This is a genomic window from Neobacillus niacini (assembly GCF_030817695.1).
Taxonomy (GTDB): domain Bacteria; phylum Bacillota; class Bacilli; order Bacillales; family Cytobacillaceae; genus Neobacillus; species Neobacillus niacini_F.
Genome location: NZ_JAUSZQ010000002.1, coordinates 4,624,011 through 4,647,960 on the forward strand (window position 1 = coordinate 4,624,011; position 23,950 = coordinate 4,647,960).

Here is a 23,950-nt window from a genome sequence, read left to right on the forward strand (position 1 = left end):
GATGCTTATGTGCTTCGAATGCCTAAATTTATCTTGTATTCACTAATGTTTCATCGTATTGTCGTTGAGCTTCTTCCATTGCTTCTGCCCATTTATCTAGAAACTCTTCCACGGTCAAGTTTCCACTTAGTACCGATTGTGTACCGGTGTCGACGATTGTATTTAAAATCGTACGATATTCCGAGAGATAAAATGGAGGCTCAAAAAGTATCGTACTTGGATCATTATAAACCTTCTGTGCTGTCTGAATATGCGGCGAAGTCCTGATCCAGTCCTCATTTAGTACATCTATATTAGTAGGAATCTGACCGACACTTTGATTCCAATAGCTTTGCGCTTTTTTCGAATTAATAAACTGAATAAATTTCCATGATTCATCTGGATGCTTGGTTCCTTTAAAAATACTGATCCCAATGGTGTTGCCGTCTTCTGCTACATAATAACCTTTATCTGATTTTGGTAAGGGGATTGCCTGAAATTGGCCAAAATCCAGCGCTTCACTATGTTCCGCAAAAGATCCTATGTTATGCTGTAACATCGCAACCGACCTAGAATCAAATCCAGCAATCATCGCCTTATAATCATTGGTGATATCGTTGATAGGGGTATAGTTTTGATACAAGGCAAAATATTTCTTTAAGAATTCTACATGTTTCGGATCATTAATCGTACTTTTTCCATCTTCGAAGAATGTTTCAATGCCTGAGTAGGCATACATCATCCGTTGTAACTGGAAAGAGCCCCCTGCTCCCCCACGGATTGTATAACCATAACGATTATTCGATTTATCTGTTAACATTTCAACTGCACCAAAGAACTCGTCCCATGTCTCAGGAGTGTTCAAATTGGCAGCTTTAAACCAATCAGATCGGACCCAGAGGATATCGAGGTTTTGAGTATATGGAATGCCGTATAACTTTTGATTACTTACCATTCGTTTATTAAACTCTATCGCACCTTTATTTATTTTATCCTTTTCACTCCATTTGGAAAAATAAGTATCTAACGGTAACAAAGCGTCACGCAGCGAAAATTCAGGCAGCCAACTCGCATAAACACTTGCCACATCAGGCGTTTCCCCAGAAGCAATAGCCGCGTCAAACATCGCTTTTGCTGAGTCCTTAGGCAATCCGATGTATTCGACATCAATGGTTGGATTTTCTTTTTCAAACCTAGTAATTAATTTCTCCCAAATTGGCGTCCGTTGTGGACCTGTATTATCATCCCAAAAAACGATTTTAATTCGCTCATCTTCTTTAGAGTTTGACTTTTGAAATAATGAGTCTTCACCGTTGCACCCCGTAAGCACCAATCCAATTACCACGATCAGGGCCATCACAGAAGCTGTCAGATTCTTCCTAAGCATGTTTTAATCTCCTCTTTGAAAAACCACTTCCTAAAAGTATAAAATCATTCTACTCATTTTGAAGCCACGTGCAAAGGTAATTTCATTGAAAAAAAGAAAAAACATACTAGAAAGTTCAAATTTAACTTATAGTATGTTTTTTCACTTAGATTTTCTTTTATCACTAGGTTAGTTGATGCTCCGAATGAAATAGGATTTCTTTTATGTTAATGGGTTTCTTTTCTGCAACTGAACGCCATACCCCTTCACCGACCGCAATGGAATAGGCACCTGCCTCAGCTCCGGCCAAAATCTCATATTTTCGGGCCGGGTCCGGACCAAGGAATAGATCTGCTAATAATATAGGGTCTCCCCCGCCGTGTCCTCCGGGATCTTGTACCAGTTCAATCGTTTCTTTCCCGCCAAAAAGAGGGTAATAATCTATCTTTTGTTCAGGATATTCAAATGGAATCCTAGAAGGTTCATGGTACTCGGTTGTTTCAATTCTTCCCTTGGTACCGTTAATAGCCAAGCGGTATCCTTCATATGGAGCTGAAAAATTAATCGAGTAACTAAGCATACTCCCCCCGTCATATTTAACGGCAGCTACATACGTATCCTCAATCGAAATTTCTTCGTCAAAAATGCATGCATCAGGTCGATAATTTGTATACGGTACATCCTTTTCATACACACCTGCTAAAAGGTGATCATCTCTAACAGTTGTGGACCCTGCTCGGGGATTCCACCTTCGAAAATAACTGCAGTCATTCCTAACATCACAAGTCCCACAAAAACGACCGGACTCTTTCCGAGGATTCATTTCACCATCCTGTCCATAGTAATTCAAAGCACCATACGCGAATACTTCTTCTGGCTTTTGGTCTAACCACCAATTGATAAGATCAAAGTGATGGGTAGATTTATGAATGGATAAGCCTCCTGAATTTTCACGGCTTCGATTCCATCTTTTAAAGTAACTTGAACCATGATACGTATCAATATACCAATTTAGGTCAATGGAAGTGATTCTCCCTACTTTCCCTTCAAGAATCATTTCCTTAATTTTCCGGTGAAATGTACTATACCGATAATTAAATGTAACAATGACTTTCCCTTTGCTTTTTGCTTCAGCCTGCATTATTTTATTGGCATCACTTGCTTTTGTCACCATTGGCTTTTCCGTTATCACATTCACCTGTTTATGTAACGCTCTTAAAATATATTCTACGTGCGTATCGTCTCTCCCCGTAACTAAGACATAATCTGGTTTGGTTTGATCAATCATGGTTTCAAATTGTTCTGGGTTGAAGGTGGGGACTTGGTCTAACTGCGGGTATTTCTCTTTACAAATACTAAATCGAAGCGGGTCTGCATCTAATAATCCAACAATTTTATTTTCTTTTGAAAACTCATTTACGAGTGGTTTAATAAACATTTCTAATGCTCGATTGCTGACACCGCAGATTACATACTTTTTCATACTAATGTCCTCCAATTTTTAATAAAGGCAAATTTACTTGCCCTCATTTTATATGAAAACGGTTTCTATCTTAATGGAGAATCTTTAGACTTTTGTGTAAATATTTAAGATAATTTCGATAAATATATCATATATAATTTATATTATTCTGTTAAAACTCGATAAAAAAAAGCTTATAATAGATTTATAGTTTTTTCATTAAACAATAAAGACAAGGGATCTGGTATGAATGATTGGATTAGTAATTATTTTAATTCTGGTTTTATTTTTGCCTTTTTCGGTAAAAAAGGTTGAACACAATTTAGAAATCTTTTTGTTTGTAATGGGTATTGCAGCTGCTTCAATTAGCGGGATGATGAATCTCCATTTAATCGAAAAAGCTCTAATCGATCCTATTACTATTACTTTAGCTGTCTTGATTGCAGGATTAGTCTGTAAATGGGGGCAGGTTCAGCTGGAAAAATCCATTCTATGGATGAACCGAATACTATCTCCTAGGATCTTTTTCGGATTAACCGTTATTATTTTGGGACTGGCCTCAAGCATTATTACGGCTATCATCGCAGCAATTGTGCTCGTGATTATCATTAACGTCCTTCCCCTTGACCGTAAATCTGAAATTCGCTTTACTGTTTTAGCATGTTTTTCAATTGGGCTTGGTGCCGCCCTCACCCCCATCGGTGAGCCTTTAGCAACCATTACGATTAGTAAGTTAAACGAAGACTTTTTTTATTTACTAAAATTAATTGGGCCGGAAGTTATCCCAGCGGTTGTTATCTTTGGGATATTGACAATCCTTTTAGTTAAACCCCAAGAAAGTACTGACGGTTTAACGGCTGAACAAAAAGTAGAAAGCTATAAAGAAATACTGATTCGATCTGCTAAAATCTACTTGTTTGTAATGGGATTAACCTTCCTTGGACATGGGTTTGAACCATTAATAAATGAGTATATTCTTGGACTTCATCCAATGTTATTATATTGGATCAATATGATCTCCGCCATATTAGATAATGCTACCCTTGCAGCAGCTGAAATTAGTCCAGCAATGGACCAAGCAACCATCCAGGCTGTTTTAATGGGACTAATTATTAGTGGTGGTATGCTGATCCCTGGCAATATCCCTAATATTATCGCAGCAGGAAAACTTAACATTACAAGTAAAGAATGGGCAAGTTTTGGTGTCCCCGTTGGCCTTATAACCATGGCTGTTTATTTTGTTGTTTTGTTTCTTTTTTAAGAAGTAAAAAAAGAATCGATTCCACATAAAGTGGTGTCGATTCTTTTTTATTTTGCCAGCATGTTCATTCGGGATAGGGCTTTTTCCTTCATTAACGGGGTAAACAGGGAATAGCAGTTTCTTCCCTGTTCCTTTGAATGATACATGGCTAGGTCCGCGTATTTAATTAGATTTTCCATATCTTCACCATGGATAGGATGTAAACTGATACCGATACTTGGAGAAATCGTAAATTTTTGTCCGTAAATAGTAAATGGTTCTTTCATCACTTTTAATATCTCTTTGCTTACTTCAAATGCCTCATCTGCTGATACAATTTGCTGCATTAGGATTATAAATTCATCTCCGCCAAATCGCGCTAAAACATTATCTGCTTGAATGACTCCTCTTAACCTGTTAGCAACAGCTTGTAATAACTGGTCACCTGCTTCGTGTCCCAGACTATCATTAATCACTTTGAAATGGTCTAAATCTAGTAAAAGAACGCCTTTCATCATTTGTGTTTCATCAGGAAGAGAATGACAATTTTTTAGACATGACTTTATAAACCAGCGATTAGGCAATCCTGTTAATGCATCATGGTAAGCCATATGTGTAATCTTCTCTTCCGCATTTTTTAAATCGGTGATATCTATGCCAAATCCGAGTAAATAGTCTTGATTAGATTCTTCCAGATGGATAATGGTTTTTCCTGTAAGCATATGGCCTTTTTTTCCTTGAAATTCTGTGGCAACTTCATTTGTTTGAAGAGTACGCTTCTCCCACACTTCTAGGTCTATTTCACGTAGTTTTGCAGCAATGGTTTTAGGAAAAAAGTCAAACACTGTTTTTCCTTCCAGTTTTTCCGCATTTACACCATGTGCTTTACAAACCTGTTCATTTACAAACATCGTTCGACCTTCCGGATCCTCTAAAAAAATATTTATTGGGAGCGCATTAAGAATTTTCGAATGCAAGGATTTATTCGTACGAAGGCTCTTAACAAGCTGTTTTTCTCTTTCCTCTAATTCTTCAACTCTTCTGCGTAACTTCTCTACTTCACTTTCATCGGTAATTTGGGAATTTAGGTTCATGATTAATTCCGCCTTTTAGTTTTTAAATCTTCTAATAGTTTTACCTTAATCATATTGCATTCCTGACTGATTTTCCAAAAAATTTCTAACAATTTAATGAAAGAAAAAAATAATCATGAGGTTAATCTTCACTTAATGTTCAAGAATTTCACCTATTGTACAAAATTGGGCAGGTTTATTTTTTTTATAATAGTAGTAATGAGGGCTATTAAAAGGATTGGATGTGTTTACGTGGGAAGATTATTATATATTACAGCAAATCCAAAAGGACTAGAGAAATCAAAAGGCTTGAAAATAGGCGAAGCATTTATCAATACCATTAAAGAAGAATCCCCTGAAACGGAAATAAAAACGATCGACTTATTCTCTTTAGATATTGCTCATATGGATGCTGAATTAGTGTCAGCTAGAGGTAAATTAGCGGGATATGGTTATACACTAGATCAATTAACTGAAGGTGAGCGTGAGAAAATACTAAAAATGCATGCTCTCGCGGATGAATTCCTTTCTTATGACTACTATGTTTTCGTTTCGCCGATTTGGAATTTAAGCTCGCCAGCGGTGTTAAAAGCATACTTAGATAATTTGTTTATTGCCGGTAAAACATTTGCACACACTTCGAATGGTCCGAAGGGTCTTCTAACCGGTAAAACAGCCATTCATATCAATACCCGTGGTGGTCTTTACACCGGAACACCAATGAAGGAGTTAGAATGTGGCGATCGTTATTTAAGAATTGCGCTTAATTTCCTTGGCATTGAGGTAATGGATACCATCATAGCGGAAGCGTTAGACCTTTATCCTCAAAAAGTCTCTGAAATTGTAGAAAAGGCGAAAAAAGAAGCAATTCTTGCAGCAAAAGAAATGATAAATTCACCCGTATTACTTTCATAGCGAAAAAGCTTCCTTAAAGTAGGAAGCTTTTTCGCTATGCAAAACGATAATAAATGAGAAGGAAGGTTGCCAATGTAAAGACAAAATTCAAAAATACAAAAACCATTTGAGAAATTTTTGTTCTATGGATGTTAATTGGCGGGTCATAAAACGATACACCCTCTATGATAAAGATAATTAAGACGATATGAATCATTAGGTGTCCGATAATCTCTGTAATACCAAACAACATGGTGGTTGAAATAAAAATCAATGTCAGCACAAAAGCTAAAAGGCGGTTTAAGATTCCCACAATCAGCAGATAACCAACAACAAATTCGATAAATGCTGCAAGAACGACAAATGTGACTGGAGGAAAACCAAACGTAGGAACCCCGTGCTGATGAATAATATCCATACTCATTGTGGGGTAAACCCATTTCTCAACTGCCACCCAGCATAATGACAATCCTGTCCCTAAGTATAGAAAAGGAAATCCCCAATCTTCTAGTTTCGTTTTTCCCACTAATAGTACACCCACGATGGCAAGGTAAAAGCCATAATCTAGCATATGAAATAAACCAGAATGAGTTAACTGGTATATAAATAAGCCCAATAAGATAAGGGCACCAGCTTTTGTCGCATAATGAAAGGGTATCAATAGCAGGATAATCGTTATCCACATTAAAATTCGAATCATTTGGTTGTTGATAGCAAATTCGGGTGCGAATATGGTCCCAGCCAAAACCTGAATAATTAAGGCGAGCGCTGTACCATATTTTAAAATGTACCGAGAAGTTTTCCGGTACTTATCCAAAAATTTATCAATTTTTTTGGTGACTGGGATTTTATCAAGCACTGGCAAAAGCTGCGTCAATACAGCCAGCAGTGCAGCAACCAAAATGGTAACCGTCATAAACATCGGAGATAAGATGTGTTCAATTTCTTCTTTTTCGGGTGTAACTTCTGTAAACCACTTTACATGTGCCTCAACAAAAAAAGGTGAACAAATGATAACAAAAACGAACATGAAGAAGACCTTAGCTTTATTTTTCATTATAACCTCCCAAAACGAGTAGTCATCTATATGGTTTTCGGATAATAGCTCAAATATTCTATTCTAAGAAATATACACATTCATTCCCAGAAGAATGTTTTTCTTCTATAATAGATTGATGGATGAAATTTATTAGGAGAACATAAATGTTAAAAGACTTTTTTTCAAATATAACTATACTAATTACTGCATTTACAGTAATGGGTCAAATTTTAAAAAACAAACCATTACTTCACTCCGCTGCAATTAGGACAAAACTTTATTGGGGAATTTGTTATGGTATCTTAGGAATTATCTTAATGTTATTTAGTTTTCAAATAAATCCCACTACCATTGCCGACCTGCGTCATCTTGCAATCGTCATTGCAGCTTCTTTTGGAGGATGGGTACCTGCAATCATTGCTTCTGGATTAATTGCTATTGGAAGAATAATTTTCTTTGGTTTTACTGACACTGCGTTTGTTGCAGCAATCAGCGCATTCCTTACAGGAATAGTGTGTGGTGGATTTTCTAAATTAGACATCGAACCAAATTTAAAGGCATTTTATATGAACCTAATTGGTTTATTTTTTATTTCAATTGTCTTTACCCTTTATATTGAAGATGAAAACACACTTATAAATGTTTTAATGACCCATTATCTTATTTCGTTAATCGGTGGATTTTTCGCTTATCACTTATCCATTTACATTGCTAACTCAAATGCAGCGGTAAGAGAATTAAATGACAGCCTCCTAAAATTAAAGGAAAGTGAACAGGAGCTAAATAAAGCAAATGAGTTTCTAAATCGTCTTTCTTATATGGATGGCCTAACAGGCATTGGAAATAGAAGGCATTTTGATGAAGTTCTGAATAAGGAATGGTCTAGGCTACTGAAAACCAAGTCACCAATCACTCTTCTAATGTTTGATATTGATTACTTTAAAAAATACAACGATACGTACGGTCACCTTGTTGGGGACGAATGCCTGCAAATCATTACTTCAGCAATAAAAGACCTTATTGCCAATAACCCATATAGCACATTTTGTCGATATGGCGGTGAGGAATTTGCTATTATCTTCACCAAAACGAAGTTGGATCAGGGATTCGCTATCGCTGAATTAATTCAAAAGAAGGTTCAATCCCTAAAAATTGACCATAGAAGTTCTGAAATAGCTGAAATCGTTACAATCAGCATTGGCATTGCCTCAACCATTCCGAGCTTGGAGACGCAGCCAAAAGATTTAATCCAATTAGCGGACACTTGTTTATATACCTCGAAAACGAAAGGAAGGAATACCATCTCAACTCCATAAAGATAAAAACGGAAGGATATTATTCCTTGGTTTTTATACAAATTTCTACAATTATCTTCTCTTTTCATGTATTTATTCAAAATAATTAGTAAATTTAGTTGTAATGGGACGAAGTTAAATGTAAAATTTTTCTTATAAGCCCTTGGGACGGTGAAAATAGATGGAAATTACTAAACACCTTTTCTTAAATCTTTCCATTTTAATAATATTGCTCCTCTTTTGCTTAATTTGGCTGGATCAAAGTACAAAATTTACGTTATCAAAAACGACTATGATTATCATTTCTGTCCTGGTGTTATGGATTTGTATTCAGTTCTCTTATAATCCCGTTCCCTATGCGCGGTACGATTTAAGGATTATTCCAATCGTTATTGGTGGGTTATATCTTGGAATTGGGCTTATTATTGTGATTGCCATGGTAATCATTAGAGGCTTTTATGGCTTGGACACGGGCTTGCTTGCAACAATCCTTCTCTATGTGCCGCTTGCGATTGTTTTTTTTCGACTTACACCTTGGTTTTGGAAACAATCTTCTAATCGTAGAATCTCTGTAGCTATTCTTTTAGGAATAATCCTTGGAATCCTTACTACGGGGGGAGAATTACTTAGATATACCGGCAGCCCTTGGTATGATGTTTTGATTGCCTACTTTGTGATTCCACCAATAGGTATTGGTCTTATTGCTTATTCAATTGAATATATCAAAAAAAGTGTAGAACTTAGGCATCAATTAATTAAAGTAGAAAAACTTAAGGCGGTAGAACAAATGGGTGCGGCCATTTCCCATGAAATTCGCAATCCGCTGACGGCTGCGAGCGGTTTTGTCCAATTACTTAACGATGACTATCTCCCGAGACATAAACGCCGGGAATACCTCTCGATTGTAAAAGATGAACTTAATTCTGCCGAACGAGTCATTCAAGATTATTTAACATTTGCCAAGCCATCCTTAGTTTCCATCGAAGAACTTAATGTCAAAAATGAGCTAAAGCAAATCATTAGCATCGTAACTCCGATGGCAAATCAAAATTCCGTCGAGATTATCACTAATTTTTCAGTGATTGGATTCATCAAGGGTGATCGACAACGATTCCGCCAATGCTTTATTAATATCTTTAAAAATGCTGTTGAGGCAATGCCTAATGGTGGTCAGCTATATATAGAAACCCATTTTAGTCAAGATTATGTAACGGTTTGTATCAGAGATACTGGCATTGGGATGACATCCGAACAAATTGAACGTCTCGGTGAGCCCTATTATTCAACAAAAGGTAAGAACGGTACTGGGCTTGGAATGATGGTGGTTTATAGTATCGTACGTGCTATGCATGGTTTTATCCGAGTGGAAAGTGAAATTGAAGCTGGCACGACATTTTATATTAAGTTTCCTACCATTACCTCGATCAAGAAAATTGAGAATTAACATATACAAAAAAAATCGACAGGCATGGTACCTGTCGATTTTTTTAGGCGTACATTTTATTTTCTTCTTTTTGAAAAAAGCTTTTCATCGCATGGAATACATCCGCCTTTTGCTTGAGAATATAATAGCGGAATTGCTCATCCTTGATATTTTTGTAGGCTGACATAAGTGTAGAATGGCGATTATACTGATTTACTTCACCATATCCAAACATGTTTGAGACTTTCATTAGTTCTTCAACCAGCTTTACGCAGCGAGCATTATCAGAAGTTAAATTATCACCATCAGAAAAGTGGAATGGATAGATGTTGAACTTTCGTGGATTATATTTTGCATCAATAATTTCTAAGGCTTTACGGTACGCAGAAGAACAGATGGTCCCTCCACTTTCACCCTTGGAGAAGAAATCCTCCTCAGTCACAACCTTAGCTTCTGTATGGTGAGCAATGAATTCTATTTCAACAGTTTCATATTTTGTACGCAGGAAGCGTGTCATCCAGAAGAAGAAACTTCTAGCCATATACTTTTCCCATATTCCCATCGATCCACTCGTATCCATCATAGCAATCACGACTGCTTTGGAATCTGGTTTAATCACTTCATTCCATGTTTTAAATTTCAAATCGTCTTTGTAAATCGGATGGAAGGCTGGTTTTCCATTCATTGCATTTCGCTTAAATGCAGACATCATCGTACGCTTTTTATCAATATTACCCATTAGACCTGTTTTACGGATATCGTTGAATTCAATATTCTCCACTAAATGTTCCTGTTCTTCTTTTCTTTTCAGATTTGGCAGCTCTAGTTGTTTAAACAAAGCTTCCTCTAATTCCATTAATGATACTTCAGCTTCAAAGTAATCTTCGCCGGCTTGATCCCCAGCACCTTGCCCTTTTCCTGGACCCTTTTGCTGACTCGATCCGTCACGAGCGATTACGTCACCTACCTGGCTCTCACCGTCTCCTTGGCCCACGTGTTTGTTTTTGTCATAATTGTAGCGGATTTTATATTCGTCCAGTGAACGAATTGGTATTTTCACCACATCGCGTCCATTAGACATAATAATACTTTCTTCTGTAATTAAGTCAGGAAGATTGTTTCGAATTGCCTCCTGGACTTTTTCTTGATGCCGTTGCTGGTCATCGTGGCCTTTACGGTGGAGGGACCAATCTTCTCTTGAAATCACAAATTGATGGTTATTGTCAGACAATGTAAACCCCTCCTTATAAATTTTTTATTTCCCTGAGTCACATTTTTTTTTCAAATGTCATAAAATAACCCGAGTGCAAAAATGCGTATAATGTTGATTACTTTATCCTATGCAGAAGCCATAAATAATTTACAAATTATTTTGACAATTGGGCTTATGCTATTAAAAATGGACGAGTCTTGGTGTGTTGATTTGCTCTCCACGCACTTCGCTTTCCGCAGGCGGTTCGGGGAGCCTCCTCGGCGCAAGCGCCTGCGGGGTCTCCCCTGTCCCGTCCTCCTGCAGGAATCTCGTGCCTTCCGCGCAAATCAACAATGAGATAACTGCTTTACCAATTTAAATCTCAACCCATTATTGAAAAAAACAGACTGGCAGATCTTTCCGCCAGTCCATGCTATTTTTCTAGGAAAATTCCTAATTAACGGTTTAATAGGGCTGCCTACATAGCGTAGGAGTTCGTTTGCGGATGTTGAGTTATAGCCGTGTTCGTCAATTAATCTAGCAACAACATCATTAATTTTCTTTAACTGCTGCTCATCTGGAGTTTTAGATGAAGTGGTAATCTTCACAACATCTTTAAGGTCAGCAAATAATTTCTTTTGAATCGCTTCCCTCAGCCTATCATGTGAGTTGTAATCGAATCTTTTCCCTTTTCTCGCAAAGGCAGAAATTCGAATTAGGATTTCTTCCCTAAATGCTTTTTTGGCGTTTTCAGAAATACCAATTTGTTCTTCAATTGAACGCATTAGTTTTTCATCTGGATTGATTTCCTCACCTGTGAGCGGATCTCGAAGTTTAGCTTTGTTGCAATACGCCTCAACATTATCAAGATAATTGTCCATTAGCGTTTTGGCGGACTCTTCATAGGAATATACAAAAGCTTTTTGGACTTCATTCTTGGCTATATTATCATACTCTTTCCGTGCAACCGAAATATAATTCATATAACGCTCGCGCAGTTCAGCTGTGATCGAAGGATGTTGATCCAGTCCGTCTTTTAACGATCTTAATACATCTAAAGCATTAATAGATGGAACTTCTTTCCGGATGATAGTAGATGAGATTCGATTAATGACATAACGTGGATCAATGCCGCTCATTCCTTCATCTGGATACTCCTTCTTTAGTTCACTTACGTCCACTGCATTAAAGCCTTCAACGTTTTCACCGTCGTAAAGACGCATTTTCTTTACCAAGTCAATATCGCCTTTTTTCGGTTCTTTTAGACGAGTTAGAATCGTAAACATCGCCGCAACGCGTAATGTATGCGGTGCAATGTGCACATCAGAAACATCACTTTCGCGAATCATTTTTTCATAGATTCTTTCTTCCTGTGAAACTTTTAAATTATACGGAATTGGCATTACGATAATCCGAGAATGCAACGCCTCATTCTTCTTGTTCGAGATAAATGAGCGGTATTCAGTCTCGTTCGTGTGCGCCACGATTAGCTCATCAGCTGAAATTAACGCAAACCTTCCTGCTTTAAAGTTTCCTTCTTGTGTTAATGAAAGCAAATGCCATAAGAATTTTTCATCACATTTCAACATCTCTTGGAATTCCATCATCCCTCGATTTGCCTTATTTAGTTCTCCATCAAATCGATAGGCCCGTGGATCTGATTCGGAACCGAATTCAGCAATCGTTGAAAAGTCAATGCTTCCTGTTAAATCAGCAATATCCTGTGATTTTGGATCGGACGGGCTAAAGGTTCCGATTCCAGTTCGCTTATCCTCTGAGAAAAAGATTCTTTCTACTAATACATCTTCAATTCTTCCACCGTATTCCTGCTCCAAGCGCATCATGTTTAAAGGTGAAAGATTTCCTTCGATCCGAATTCCATATTCTTCATAAAAATCCGAGCGCAGGTGATGCGGAATTAAATGAAGCGGATCCTCGTGCATTGGGCAGCCTTTAATGGCGAACACCGAGCCTCTTTCCGTATGAGAATAGGCCTCTAATCCACGTTTCAGCATGGTAACAAGAGTAGATTTCCCTCCACTTACTGGACCCATCAATAGTAAAATTCTCTTTCTTACGTCCAGTCTTTTGGCTGCAGGATGGAAGTACTCCTCAACAAGTCTTTCAAGTGACTCCTCTAAACCAAATAATTGATTACTGAAGAAATTGTAATGCTTCGTTCCTTTTACTTCCTCAATCCCAGAATCTTTGATCATATTGTATACTCGTGAATGTGCAGATTGTGCTACCCATGGCTTCTCTTTTAACAACAATAGATAATCAGCAAATGACCCTTCCCAACGGAGCTTTTCTTCTTCTTCTCGAAACATCTCAATTTTTTTTAGGATATCCATAAGGCCCTCCCCCTGTAGCGTTATCAGAGACGATTAATATACTCTATGCACCAATGAACTTGAACATGCGTAACGTTGAAGTATTCCTGCCTATCTTTTTTGTTTTCAGAAAAGATTGGAATATTGCCCTTTTCATTTTTTTAAGATAGGCTATAATAAATGTATATGTGTCTAATTAGAGAAATATCTTAAAATTAAGGAGGCTTTACATAAGCATGGGAACATTTCTAGTTATTTTAGTTATGGTGGCGTTTCTAGCAGCTATCTTTACAGCGGGTTATAATGATAAGCCAGGTACTAATAAATAATATTTTTTCACGTAAATAGGCTGCCTTTAAGGGGCAGCCTTTTATTTTTTGTAACAGTTACATTCGTTTTGTAAAAACTGTACGCTTTTATCTCAAATCCATCTTATTTTTTTGAACAAATTCCTTCATATACATCCTTGTTTGTTTTTCAAGCATGATTGCCATTTGCTCTGTCCACCGGTCTTTTCTTTTCCCGTCTGTACGCTGTTCATAATAGGTAGAAATCATTTCATTGTACTCTTGAAGCTGGCGTAAATAAACTTTTTTATCCTGTTGGTATTCTTCTTCATGATAGACATGCTCTAGTGGCAGCCTTGGCTTTTGATCATTAATCCTGTCCGGATAACCCACTGTCATACCAAAAAGAGGAATGACTCTCTCAGGTGTTTTTAATAATTCCTTCACCGCCTGCAGATTATTACGGATTCCACCTATGTAACAAATACCTAACCCCATCGATTCCGCAGCGATTGCCGCATTTTGAGCTGCCAAAGACGCATCGATTAACGCCACCATAAATTTCTCTGTACTTTCAATCGAAGGAAGAACATTTTTCCCTTCTATTTCTCCAATTAGTTCGTAGCGGCTTAAATCCGCGCAAAACACAAACAGATGACCATTTTGGGCAACATATTCCTGATTACCCGCTATCTCGGCAAGTTTTCGCTTTTTATCCATGTCCTTAATGCCAATTATCGAATATGCCTGAATAAAACTAGATGTAGAAGCAGCTTGAGCACTTGCAACAATAGTTCTAATTTGCTCATCACTTAACGGCTTGTCCTTAAAATCACGAATGGAACGATGATTTAATATAGTAGTAATGGTTTCATTCATTGAAATACTTCCTTTCTATTTAGCAAAAAGAGGCCTCACGCTTGGCCTCTTACGTCTATTTTAAATGACGATAATCTTGCTGGCGCAACGCTTCATAGATTAGAATCGCGGCCGTGTTCGATAAATTCAAGGAACGAATATTGTCATTCATCGGAATCCTTAGACTGACATCCTTATTATTTTCAATTACATCTTTCGGCAGCCCAGTGGTTTCCCGGCCAAAAATAAAAAAATAATCTTTATCGGGATTGCTATAATCAAAGGAACTATAAGCCTTCTCACCGAATTTCGTGATATAAAAAAACTCTCCACCCTCATTCTTCTGATAAAAGTCATCGAGAGAATCATAATAAACAATGTTTACAAACTCCCAATAATCCAATCCCGCTCGCTTTAACATTTTATCATCTGTTGAAAACCCTAATGGACGAATTAAATGTAAAGAAGTATCAGTTCCGGCACAGGTTCTCGCGATGTTTCCTGTGTTTGAAGGTATTTGCGGCTGATATAGTACTACATGAATTGCCAAGAATCTCACCTCATCAAAAAAACTCTCTCAACATTATACCATTATCCACAAGCCAAACAAATTTTCTTAACCATCTACTATCGTGAAAAATTTATATTTAATATTTGGGGTGTACGCGGATGAGTCTTCATAAGCCCAGTACCGCATACGGCTGTTATAGGTATTTGCATTTACTAAAGGCATTCCATAGGCATCCTTCCCCGTCACAATTGTGTTATGATTATAACGGCCATCTCCCTCGAAATCATAACAGATAACATCCCCCAACAATAATTTATCCGGACTGCTGACCTCTCTCGCCCTTAAGCCACTTTTAGAATTCCCCAAATACAACCTTAATGAATGGGCCACTGTCCAGCTGTAACTCCAATTATTATTTCGCATCCACCAGCCTATTCCTTTGTTCGGATACCCTCTCATCGGCGCTCCGCCTGCGTGAAGACATTGCGAAATATAATTCGTACAATTGTTTTCAAATGTCTTGTAAGCGGGATTGTAGCTATTCCACCAGCGTTCAGCATATTGAACAGCTTTTAGGCGATTATACTGGTAGCTAATCCGTTCCTCCTGTTCATTTTCTGACATGATTTCCAACTCAGGCAGCTTCGCATGAGGGTTCATTTCTTTATCCATAATTAAATCATTTTTAAAAAACTTGCACATTCGTACTTCTACTTCTTCCTCTTGGTACAATGTTCCTTTTTGTTTTATTAGATATTGGTAATGAACCTGGTAGGTGGTTGTTTGAAAATCCCCATCCAGTGATTGATTAATGATGTTCCCTTGCGCCTTCACCTTTACGATTTCTGCGGACCGTTTCGCAAAAGACTCCAGCTTCTGCTCGGCCTTTTCATAATTCCCCGACTGCCTCTTACGCTTTGAAACAAATTGTTCGACACGGCCTTCAAACAATTCTTGGAGTGATTGATCCACCTTCATCTCCCCCTTCTGTTTCATACATATGTAGAGAAGGGAAATTTAATCAAAAAAAATGAGCATAGACAGAATGTCCATTGCTCATTTAGTTCTTTAGTTTTAGTAAGCTTTTTTCAATTTCATTCTTAACCTCTAAATCATTCTCTTTATCTAACAATTTTTCCAGTGAATCAACCGCCCTCGGACTGCCGATTTTTCCGAGAGCCCAGGCCGCTGTTTCCTTCAGAAAACTGCTAGTTTCATTTTCTAACACACCTAGTAAATCCGGAACTGCACTTTCGTCCTTGAAATGGGCTAGTGCGATAATGGCGTTGCGCTGAATCGGCTTTTTTCCTCTCCACGATCCTGCTACTGAACCAAATTGGTTCTTAAATTCACGATTGCTCATCTTTAACATCGGTCTCAATAATGGTTTGGCAGCCTCGGGGTCAGCCTCCATTTCCTCATGGAAGTGAAAATCCTTCCCTTTATTGACGGGGCATGACGTTTGGCAGGAATCACAGCCGTACACCCGGTTGCCGATCTTATCTCTAAACTCTTCAGGAATCACCGTTTTTGTTTGTGTTAAAAAGGAAATACAGCGCTGCGCATTAATTTGGCCGCCTTGTACCAATGCTCCAGTCGGGCAGGCTTCGATACAAGCTGTACAGGAACCGCATTGATCCTCCATCGGTGAATCTGGTGCAAAGGGAATGCTCGTAATCATTTCACCAAGATATACGTAGGAGCCAAATTCCGGCGTCATCACTGCGCAGTTCTTACCGCTCCAGCCAATCCCAGCTCTCACAGCAACAGCACGGTCCGAAAGCTCCCCTGTATCGACCATTGATTTTAGACGAGCCTCTGGCACTTTTGCTAAAATAAAGTCCTCAAGCTTTTTTAACCGATCTCGCAAAATATGGTGATAGTCTAGTCCCCATGAAGCCCGGGAAAAAAATCCTCGCCGCTCCCCTTTTTTTCCTTTAACACGAAGCCTCATTTTTGAAGGATAGGCCAGAGCGATGGAAATAATCGACCGTGGTTCGGGAAGAAGTAAGGCTGGTGTAACCCGCTTTTCAATATCAGGCTCTTCAAAGCCTGATTGAAACCCGAGCTCCTGCTGGCGAATCAGTCTATTTTTCAGCTCTGTAAAAGGATCTGCCGTGGTAAAACCAATCTTATCAATGCCGATCGTTTTGCTATAAGCAATGACTTCCTCCTTCAATTGCTCAATATTCATTCGCAAACCTCCCTTCTTGTAAAAATGATCTACAGTAAGCCGTTAATTTTTCGGTACACATCTCATTATGATAAACTATTTTTATAAAATTTTGGAGGTGGAATCATTGGAAATTCAGCTTGCGTCAGAAATAATCAACAAGATTCCTGATTTTAAGCTTGGAGTCATTGAATATAAGAATATTACGGTAGGAGATTCCCCACAAATGGTCAAAGGCAGACTGCAGCTTTTTCAAGAATCGATTTACTTTGATTTAGAAAATAACAAAATAACAGGTCTGCCAGGAATACAGGCATGGCGCAGTATTTTTAAAACATTTGGCAAGGACCCTAACCGCTATCGCCCTTCTGTAGAGGCTCTATATCGCAGAGTCCAGAAACAGAATTATCTAACCACGGTTCAAAGTGCCATTGATATTAATAACTTCTTCTCGCTGCAATATCAAGTGCCGATTGGTATTTATGATAGCGATCAAATAAAGGGACCTGTCACAATCAAAATAGGTAAAACTGGAGAAGAGTATTTAGGTCTGAATGGTCGAGTGAATTCTTTAGAAAATCTGATTGTCTCAGCGGATCAGCTTGGACCATTCGGCAGTCCTTTTATAGACTCCAAAAGAGCCCCGGTAACAGAAGCAACCAAAAATGCGCTGCAGATTATCTATTTACAGCCTTCTACAGCGGTGGAAAGTGCTGGCAGGCTGACAGTATCGTTGATGAAGATGTTCACACAAATACATGGCGGTGACGCAAGCTTTTATATACTAGGAAGCGAGTAAGCCAAGCTTTAATATGTTAACTTTTTTATATCAAGCTATTGGTGACCACAATCGCTGTAAAAGTGTGAAACCGGTCACCAAGAAGCGTTCATGATGACCCAAATCCACGGAAAAATTAAAAAGTCGTAACCATGGAGCCTAACAAAGCCTTATAATTATCCTGAAAATTAAAAAAACGCAATGCATCGTTTTCTAGTAACGATACACTGCGTTTGGTAATATGTATGGAGCGGGTGATGAGAATCGAACTCACAACATCAGCTTGGAAGGCTGAGGTTTTACCACTAAACTACACCCGCACAAAAAAAGTATTAACAAAATATAAAGAACTTAAACACATTTATTATATTACAAAGTTTCTTCACTATCGTCAAGCATATTTTGCATTTTTTTGTCGAAAAAAATCCTTATACCAAAAACATCCAATCGGACTCTAATTGCTTAATGATATGATTGTGTAACAGTATTAATACCTAAATTTTTTTACAAAAAATTTGATTACGGTATAAGAAAAGGAACTGTTCCTTACTATTCAGTTTACTAGATAAAACAAAATAGATGAAACCTTACCGGTTTCACCTTATAAGATACTCCATCTAGCAAAAAAATCGACTGGGTAAGCTTTGTTCTATTTCGCTCCCAATCGGAACGCCCCATGTAGGCTAATCACAAATTGAGGAGAGTTAAAAAGTTTTATTCCAATGATATCTTCACAATTTCATCCAAATATTTCATTACATTATATCCAAAAATCTCCAGCCTCTTAGGAATTACCTTTTCTCCAGGAGTGTTATGGTGTAACTCCGTGCTGAGAACTGTAATGAAATGATGGGGCTGCTCGATTTCTTCATATGATATCGGTTCATTCAGATTATATTCCACCCCGTTTTTATCAACAAGCACTCCTTCAGAATTCATTTCCATTGGCCCAATTTCACTTTCATCTTCACCCACAACATGGAAGTTAAGCGACTCATATGAGCGATTCTCATGATTACTTATTTCAACTTTCGTCGGCTGTCCAATTTCCACTTTATCAATGGAGATAGTACTGCCTGCATATTCAAATGTTTGAGGATACCCCTGATTAGCATCCAATTCAATCGTTTTGTGGTCGTCAAACGTTAACCGAACAGATTCTAATTGGACATTAACCTCCTTTGGTTTTTCTCCATAAAGAGGGGCAAAATGCCGTTGAAAAGTAAACCAATTTACATCTTGTTGTGTGTTAAAAAAAGAACCTCCGTACATATCAGCTTTCACTTTTTTATTGTTCACTTCTAAATGATTAAATTCAAGAACCTCTATCCTCTTCTCTGTCTGTTCATTATTAATACCATATTGCAGAACCGTTGCTGTTGGAGCAATCGTTAGTTTTTCAAAACGAATCGGAATTCCCTCGGCTTCTGTTTCTGCGTCCAATGCATATTCTTCTGAGGGATGTTTTGTTACTGGAATCTCGAAGTTCCATTCCCCCGTTTCATATTCCATATTCCCGTAAGCACTAAACCCATTCTGATCAGAGGAATCACGAATCAATTTCATTAGCTTTGTGATTTCTAGTTTGATTGTCCCTTTATCAGAAGTAAGTGGTCGCAGGCTAATCTTCCCATGAAAAACATTCTTTTCATCTTTATTTAGCTCCGAATCAAAGTCTGGAGGATTGTATCCTTGATATCCTTCAGTGTTCAAGATTTCATGTTCGTTCTTCACAAATACCCCATTAAATTGGTCCATAAAATATTGATTGCCTTCCTGTGTGTCTTCTATTTCATAAAAAACAAGCGTCTGAACATCATCTGCAATCGCACTTTTAATCTTGATTTTCACCCCATTGCTTTCCGCTTCAAGGTTCAACCTTTCTCCTAAGTCCTGTTGAAGAAAGGCACGCAATTCCTGATCATCTTCTGTCCATGTGTAGTAAGGTTTGGAAAACGCCCCTGTAAAAATTTCTAAACCTATTAATAATGCGAATATAGCTGCGAAAATAAGACCCACAGTTATTCGTTTCTTGTTCTTCTGTTGTCTACGCTTTTCCTTTTCTGCGAGTCTATCTTTAACGTTCTCCATGAAACCAGAAGGCACATGCAAATCTTCTAACCTATCAGTTAGATTTAACAGGGTTACCATAACATCCTGAAAGGTTGCCAAATCTGCCTGACAGTCAGGGCAATGATAAATATGTTTCTCTAAATCAATCTTTCTCGAACGATCCAGGGTTCTTTCTAAATAATCGATGTAATTCTTTTGATAATCTTTACAGCCATTATGGAGAGCTCCTTCCCCCATTTCGTTTCTAAGTGCCCGAATTCCGGAAAACAAAGTCTCTTTCATCTTTTCCACTGAAACTTGGAGAAGTTGAGCACCTTCTTCCTTAGAGATTCCTTTTACATATGTAAGGAGCATCGCATCTCTCTCATACTCTTTTAATTGATCAAGTGCTTTAAATATATCCTGACGTGTATCTCTTTCGACTCTAGTTAGTAAACTTCTATCCTCAGAAAGCTCTCTGCATATATTTAGGAAGATGGATGTGACCCACGTATCGAATGTTGACTGACTTTTAAATCGAGGAATTTCTTTATGGACTTTTATAATAGCCTGGTAGAAAAGCTCTTCCATTTGCTGCTGATTGCCAAGATACGACCAGCCAAGTGTATAGAACGATTGTTTATTCAGATCGAACCAATCGACGATGGAATTCATGCTTTTTTCTCTGAGTATAGTGTTTGAAATAGGATCTATTTTTGAAATCATCATTTTGTTCCCCCCTTTAACATTGTAACTCTAGTACGTTGTCATTCATTCCCCTATTATTATCCTACTTCAAATATAACAAAAATTGGAATTTAAATCTCTTTATTTTGACGGTTAAACCGTACAGGAGATCATTAAAACACTTCTGTTACAAGAATAAAGAGCCTGTGATTTAACTCAGGCTCTTTACTACTTAATTATTTAATTGGTTGAATCATAAATTCAAATTCCATGTCTTCATTAGAATTCACTAGATGTTCCGGGTAAACCGGTGCTCCCCAACTATCATCTCCGCCAACGCCCATTTGTTTGCCCGCTACCGTAACAACGGTATAGTGCACATTAGGCAGTTCATAATGATGAGCTGCATTCTCTATTTCAAATGCTGTATAAGGTGAAAAATTACATTCAACCGGACGAGATGTGGAAGAAATTTTAATTCCGTGTCCTTCACTATTGGTGAGATTTACCCAACGTACTCCAGTGCGATTGCCAGATTCTTGCGGTTTTACATATCCTGATAAATTGTCTTTCACATTATTAGTAAATACCCCTAGCCTTGCCCCAGCTGCGCGGTCCGAATAATTTTCTTCAGGTCCCATAGCATACCATTCTAATTGGTCGTAATCCGCAGCAACCTTAAATGTAACGGCAAAAATCGGCATTTGCGGAAGGTTTTCAGCACCATAATAGTTTGATTTAACGTGCACACCTCCATCTGCAAATACGGTGAAAGTATTTTTGACTTCAATTACTGAATGCATCGAAAATTTATAGGTAAAGGTAACTTCTACTTTGTCTTTCTGTTCCTCAACATCCAACCCAAACGATTGACGGGCTAGGCTAGCTGCATACCAGCATCCTGAAGTAAAGCCTTGAAAAAATCCTCTATCATTATCGGTAGTAGCTCTCCAGAATAGTGGAAGTAGTGGAGCTTCAATCATCTCTCTAGCTCCATATTTCATAGAAATAAGACTTCCAGCCTTTCTACAAAACATGATGGTAAAATCAGTACCATGCACACCAATGTTTTGTGTACCGTATGCTACTCTCAGATTCCCACTAGGAATTTGAGTAATATGTTTTCTTTCCGCAAACACATATTGGCCAAAGGCAATCTCATAACCAGCTTCTGCCCAAAGCTTCTCTTCTTTGAGTTTGAATGATGTATGGATGACATATTCACCTGCTAGATTTAGTAAGTCCGCCGGCCAGTTAAATTCAACTCGCCCTTTACTTTGTGGCTGGATCACCACTTGGTCTTGATTCCGATACAATTCCTTACCTTCTAGGAATAGAATATATTCCAAATTATAGTTGGATGTATTTTCGAATAAATTTTCATTGATAATTGTTACCCCATATTTATCAACGTTAAGCTTGAGATTCTGGTATAAGAATTTTACTTCCTGCATTTTTGGTGATAACTCCCGATTTGAATATACAATCCCATTTGTACAGAATCCATAATCTGAAGGACGGTCACCAAAATCTCCGCCGTATGCAAGAAACTCTTGACCATAGCGGTCTTTCTTTATTAGAGATTGATCAATATAATCCCAAATAAATCCACCTTGGTACATCGCATATTTATTTTCAAGAGCAGTATATTTGTACATGCCTCCGAGAGAATTACCCATAGCATGCATATACTCACAGCTTATATAAGGTTTTTCCGGGTTATCGTTTAAATATTCCTCAATATCTGCTGGCTTTGCGTACATACGGCTCTCCATATCACTAGTGTCATTGAAGTCACGATTATGAAATACACCCTCATAATGTACAAGTCGACTAGGATCAACAGACTTAAAGTAACGGGTAACATTCAGAATAACCTCACCCGCATATGACTCATTACCACATGACCAGATCAATATGGATGGGTGGTTTTTATCTCTTTGTACCATTGAAACTGCTCGATCTAAAACAATATTTTGCCATTCAGGCTTATTCCCCGGAATATTCCATGAAGGTTCAACTTCCCCCATTTTTTGCCAGGAACCATGTGTTTCCAAATTCATTTCATCTATCACATAAATTCCGTATTCATCGCATAACTCGTACCAATAAGTTTGATTTGGATAATGAGATGTTCGCACTGCATTAATATTGTGTTGTTTCAATGTTTTAATATCCCAAAGCATATCTTCTTTTGTTACAGCACGACCTCTTCTACAGTTGAATTCATGGCGATTTACACCTTTAAACACAATTCTTTCGCCATTAAGCACCATGATTTTATCAACAATCTCAAACTTTCGGAACCCAACTTTTTGTGGAATGACCTCTACAAGTTCACCTGAAGCGTTATAGATTTGGATATAGAGTTTATATAAATACGGATTTTCCGCACTCCAAAGCTTGGGAGCTTCTACTTTTATCGAAATTGAACTATTTTCACCAGTTAGTTCGCTGCTTTTTTTCGTAATAAGGTTTCCTTTATCATCACAAAGCTCTGCTGCGATTTTGGAACCTGCAGGAATGTTTGACAGGAACTTCATATCTGCTTTTAGATCTGCATTCTTATAGGATGCGTCAAGATCCGTATGAATGTGGATATCATGTGCATGAATTTTAGGTACTGTATATAAATAAACATCTCTAAAAATACCGGAAAATCTCCAAAAGTCTTGATCTTCAAGCCAACTGCCCGTACTACGTTGGAACACCTCAACGGCAAGCTTGTTTTCTCCTTCTGTTAGAAAAGAGGTTAATTCAAATTCAGCAGGTGTGAAGCTGTCTTCACTGTACCCAACAAATTCACCGTTTAACCAAACAAAGAAGGCCGACTCTACACCTTGAAAAGAAATATAAACAGGCTTATTCTCCATAACCTCAGGTACTTTAAAGTACTTTACATAGCTTCCTACCGGGTTAAAATCCTTTGGGATTTCTGGAGGACGTACATCGCTATGCCCGTCCCATGGATAGATTGTATTCACATATTGTGGGGTTCCATATCCTTGTAATTGAATATGGCCAGGAACAGAAATATCTCCCCAGGCCGAGCATTCAAAGCCAAGCTCGTAAAAACGCTCGGGTCTTGATTCAGGGTTAATAGAATAATTAAATTTCCAATTTCCGTTCAAGCTATGGCGCATTTTCATTGCAGAAGCATCCTTTGCTTCCTCCATAGATGCATAATACAGATGATCAGAATGTGCAGGTACTCGGTTTACTGCGAACACATTTAAATCAGTAAGCCAATCTATAGTTGGAGCTTGGTTTTGTTTTTTTTCTTGGATCTGAGTTTTAGTCATATTCTA

General features: G+C 37.9%; 16 protein-coding genes, 1 tRNA gene and 1 pseudogene. 5 read left to right on the plus strand and 13 right to left on the minus strand.

What is annotated here, in order from left to right; translation table 11 throughout:
• Nucleotides 1-28: 28 nt before the first annotated feature.
• Both QFZ28_RS23370 and QFZ28_RS23375 read right to left on the minus strand, forming a co-directional pair.
• Nucleotides 29-1,366: an ABC transporter substrate-binding protein gene (locus QFZ28_RS23370; RefSeq protein ID WP_307196880.1), complete on the minus strand. Its 1,338-nt coding sequence runs from the start codon at nucleotides 1,364-1,366 to the stop codon at nucleotides 29-31.
• A gap of 163 nt (nucleotides 1,367-1,529) precedes the next feature.
• The gene (locus QFZ28_RS23375) at nucleotides 1,530-2,828 is read right to left on the minus strand and encodes a Gfo/Idh/MocA family protein (protein WP_307196881.1); all 1,299 of its coding nucleotides are present in this window, start codon (nucleotides 2,826-2,828) and stop codon (nucleotides 1,530-1,532) included.
• Nucleotides 2,829-3,057: 229 nt separating this feature from the next.
• On the opposite strand from QFZ28_RS23375, the gene QFZ28_RS23380 reads away from it, so the two are divergent.
• Nucleotides 3,058-4,068, plus strand: a complete 1,011-nt coding sequence (locus QFZ28_RS23380; RefSeq protein ID WP_307196882.1) for a DUF1646 family protein — start codon at nucleotides 3,058-3,060, stop codon at nucleotides 4,066-4,068.
• A 47-nt stretch (nucleotides 4,069-4,115) separates the two neighbouring features.
• Here the strand turns inward: QFZ28_RS23380 and QFZ28_RS23385 are convergent, their stop codons facing one another.
• Nucleotides 4,116-5,141, minus strand: coding sequence for a GGDEF domain-containing protein (locus tag QFZ28_RS23385; RefSeq protein ID WP_307196883.1), 1,026 nt, complete (start codon nucleotides 5,139-5,141; stop codon nucleotides 4,116-4,118).
• Nucleotides 5,142-5,372: 231 nt separating this feature from the next.
• Between QFZ28_RS23385 and QFZ28_RS23390 the strand changes: the two genes are divergently transcribed.
• A complete protein-coding gene (locus QFZ28_RS23390) occupies nucleotides 5,373-6,035 on the plus strand; it encodes an FMN-dependent NADH-azoreductase (RefSeq protein WP_307196884.1) in 663 nt (220 codons plus the stop codon).
• 34 nt (nucleotides 6,036-6,069) lie between these two features.
• On the opposite strand, the gene QFZ28_RS23395 is transcribed toward QFZ28_RS23390, so the two are convergent.
• Complete coding sequence (locus QFZ28_RS23395) at nucleotides 6,070-7,071, minus strand: DoxX family membrane protein (protein WP_307196885.1); 1,002 nt, start codon at nucleotides 7,069-7,071, stop codon at nucleotides 6,070-6,072.
• Between the two features lie 146 nt (nucleotides 7,072-7,217).
• On the opposite strand from QFZ28_RS23395, the gene QFZ28_RS23400 reads away from it, so the two are divergent.
• Nucleotides 7,218-8,369, plus strand: coding sequence for a GGDEF domain-containing protein (locus QFZ28_RS23400; RefSeq protein ID WP_307196886.1), 1,152 nt, complete (start codon nucleotides 7,218-7,220; stop codon nucleotides 8,367-8,369).
• A 271-nt stretch (nucleotides 8,370-8,640) separates the two neighbouring features.
• Nucleotides 8,641-9,792, plus strand: a complete 1,152-nt coding sequence (locus tag QFZ28_RS23405) for a sensor histidine kinase (RefSeq protein ID WP_307196887.1) — start codon at nucleotides 8,641-8,643, stop codon at nucleotides 9,790-9,792.
• Nucleotides 9,793-9,835: 43 nt separating this feature from the next.
• On the opposite strand, the gene yhbH is transcribed toward QFZ28_RS23405, so the two are convergent.
• The 6 genes and pseudogenes from yhbH to queG all read right to left on the minus strand — a co-directional run bounded on the left by yhbH (nucleotide 9,836) and on the right by queG (nucleotide 17,146).
• Complete coding sequence (gene yhbH, locus QFZ28_RS23410) at nucleotides 9,836-11,002, minus strand: sporulation protein YhbH (RefSeq protein WP_307196888.1); 1,167 nt, start codon at nucleotides 11,000-11,002, stop codon at nucleotides 9,836-9,838.
• A 434-nt stretch (nucleotides 11,003-11,436) separates the two neighbouring features.
• Nucleotides 11,437-13,317, minus strand: a pseudogene (locus tag QFZ28_RS23415) (PrkA family serine protein kinase); the annotation flags it as partial.
• Nucleotides 13,318-13,712: 395 nt separating this feature from the next.
• Nucleotides 13,713-14,462, minus strand: a complete 750-nt coding sequence (nfsA, locus tag QFZ28_RS23420; protein ID WP_307196889.1) for an oxygen-insensitive NADPH nitroreductase — start codon at nucleotides 14,460-14,462, stop codon at nucleotides 13,713-13,715.
• Nucleotides 14,463-14,517: 55 nt separating this feature from the next.
• Nucleotides 14,518-14,991 (minus strand): tRNA (uridine(34)/cytosine(34)/5-carboxymethylaminomethyluridine(34)-2'-O)-methyltransferase TrmL, encoded by a 474-nt coding sequence (trmL, locus tag QFZ28_RS23425; RefSeq protein WP_307196890.1) that lies wholly within the window; start codon nucleotides 14,989-14,991, stop codon nucleotides 14,518-14,520.
• 66 nt (nucleotides 14,992-15,057) lie between these two features.
• Nucleotides 15,058-15,924 (minus strand): amidase domain-containing protein, encoded by an 867-nt coding sequence (locus QFZ28_RS23430; protein ID WP_307196891.1) that lies wholly within the window; start codon nucleotides 15,922-15,924, stop codon nucleotides 15,058-15,060.
• Nucleotides 15,925-16,012: 88 nt separating this feature from the next.
• The gene (gene queG, locus QFZ28_RS23435; RefSeq protein ID WP_307196892.1) at nucleotides 16,013-17,146 is read right to left on the minus strand and encodes a tRNA epoxyqueuosine(34) reductase QueG; all 1,134 of its coding nucleotides are present in this window, start codon (nucleotides 17,144-17,146) and stop codon (nucleotides 16,013-16,015) included.
• A 106-nt stretch (nucleotides 17,147-17,252) separates the two neighbouring features.
• Between queG and QFZ28_RS23440 the strand changes: the two genes are divergently transcribed.
• Nucleotides 17,253-17,924: a B3/B4 domain-containing protein gene (locus QFZ28_RS23440; protein WP_307196893.1), complete on the plus strand. Its 672-nt coding sequence runs from the start codon at nucleotides 17,253-17,255 to the stop codon at nucleotides 17,922-17,924.
• A 225-nt stretch (nucleotides 17,925-18,149) separates the two neighbouring features.
• Here the strand turns inward: QFZ28_RS23440 and QFZ28_RS23445 are convergent.
• From QFZ28_RS23445 to QFZ28_RS23455, 3 genes are all read right to left on the minus strand, one after another.
• Nucleotides 18,150-18,223, minus strand: a tRNA-Gly gene (locus tag QFZ28_RS23445).
• 394 nt (nucleotides 18,224-18,617) lie between these two features.
• Entirely contained in the window at nucleotides 18,618-20,684 is a 2,067-nt protein-coding gene (locus tag QFZ28_RS23450) for a sigma-70 family RNA polymerase sigma factor (protein ID WP_307196894.1), read from the minus strand.
• Between the two features lie 194 nt (nucleotides 20,685-20,878).
• The gene (locus QFZ28_RS23455) at nucleotides 20,879-23,944 is read right to left on the minus strand and encodes a glycoside hydrolase family 2 TIM barrel-domain containing protein (RefSeq protein ID WP_307196895.1); all 3,066 of its coding nucleotides are present in this window, start codon (nucleotides 23,942-23,944) and stop codon (nucleotides 20,879-20,881) included.
• Nucleotides 23,945-23,950: the final 6 nt, after the last annotated feature.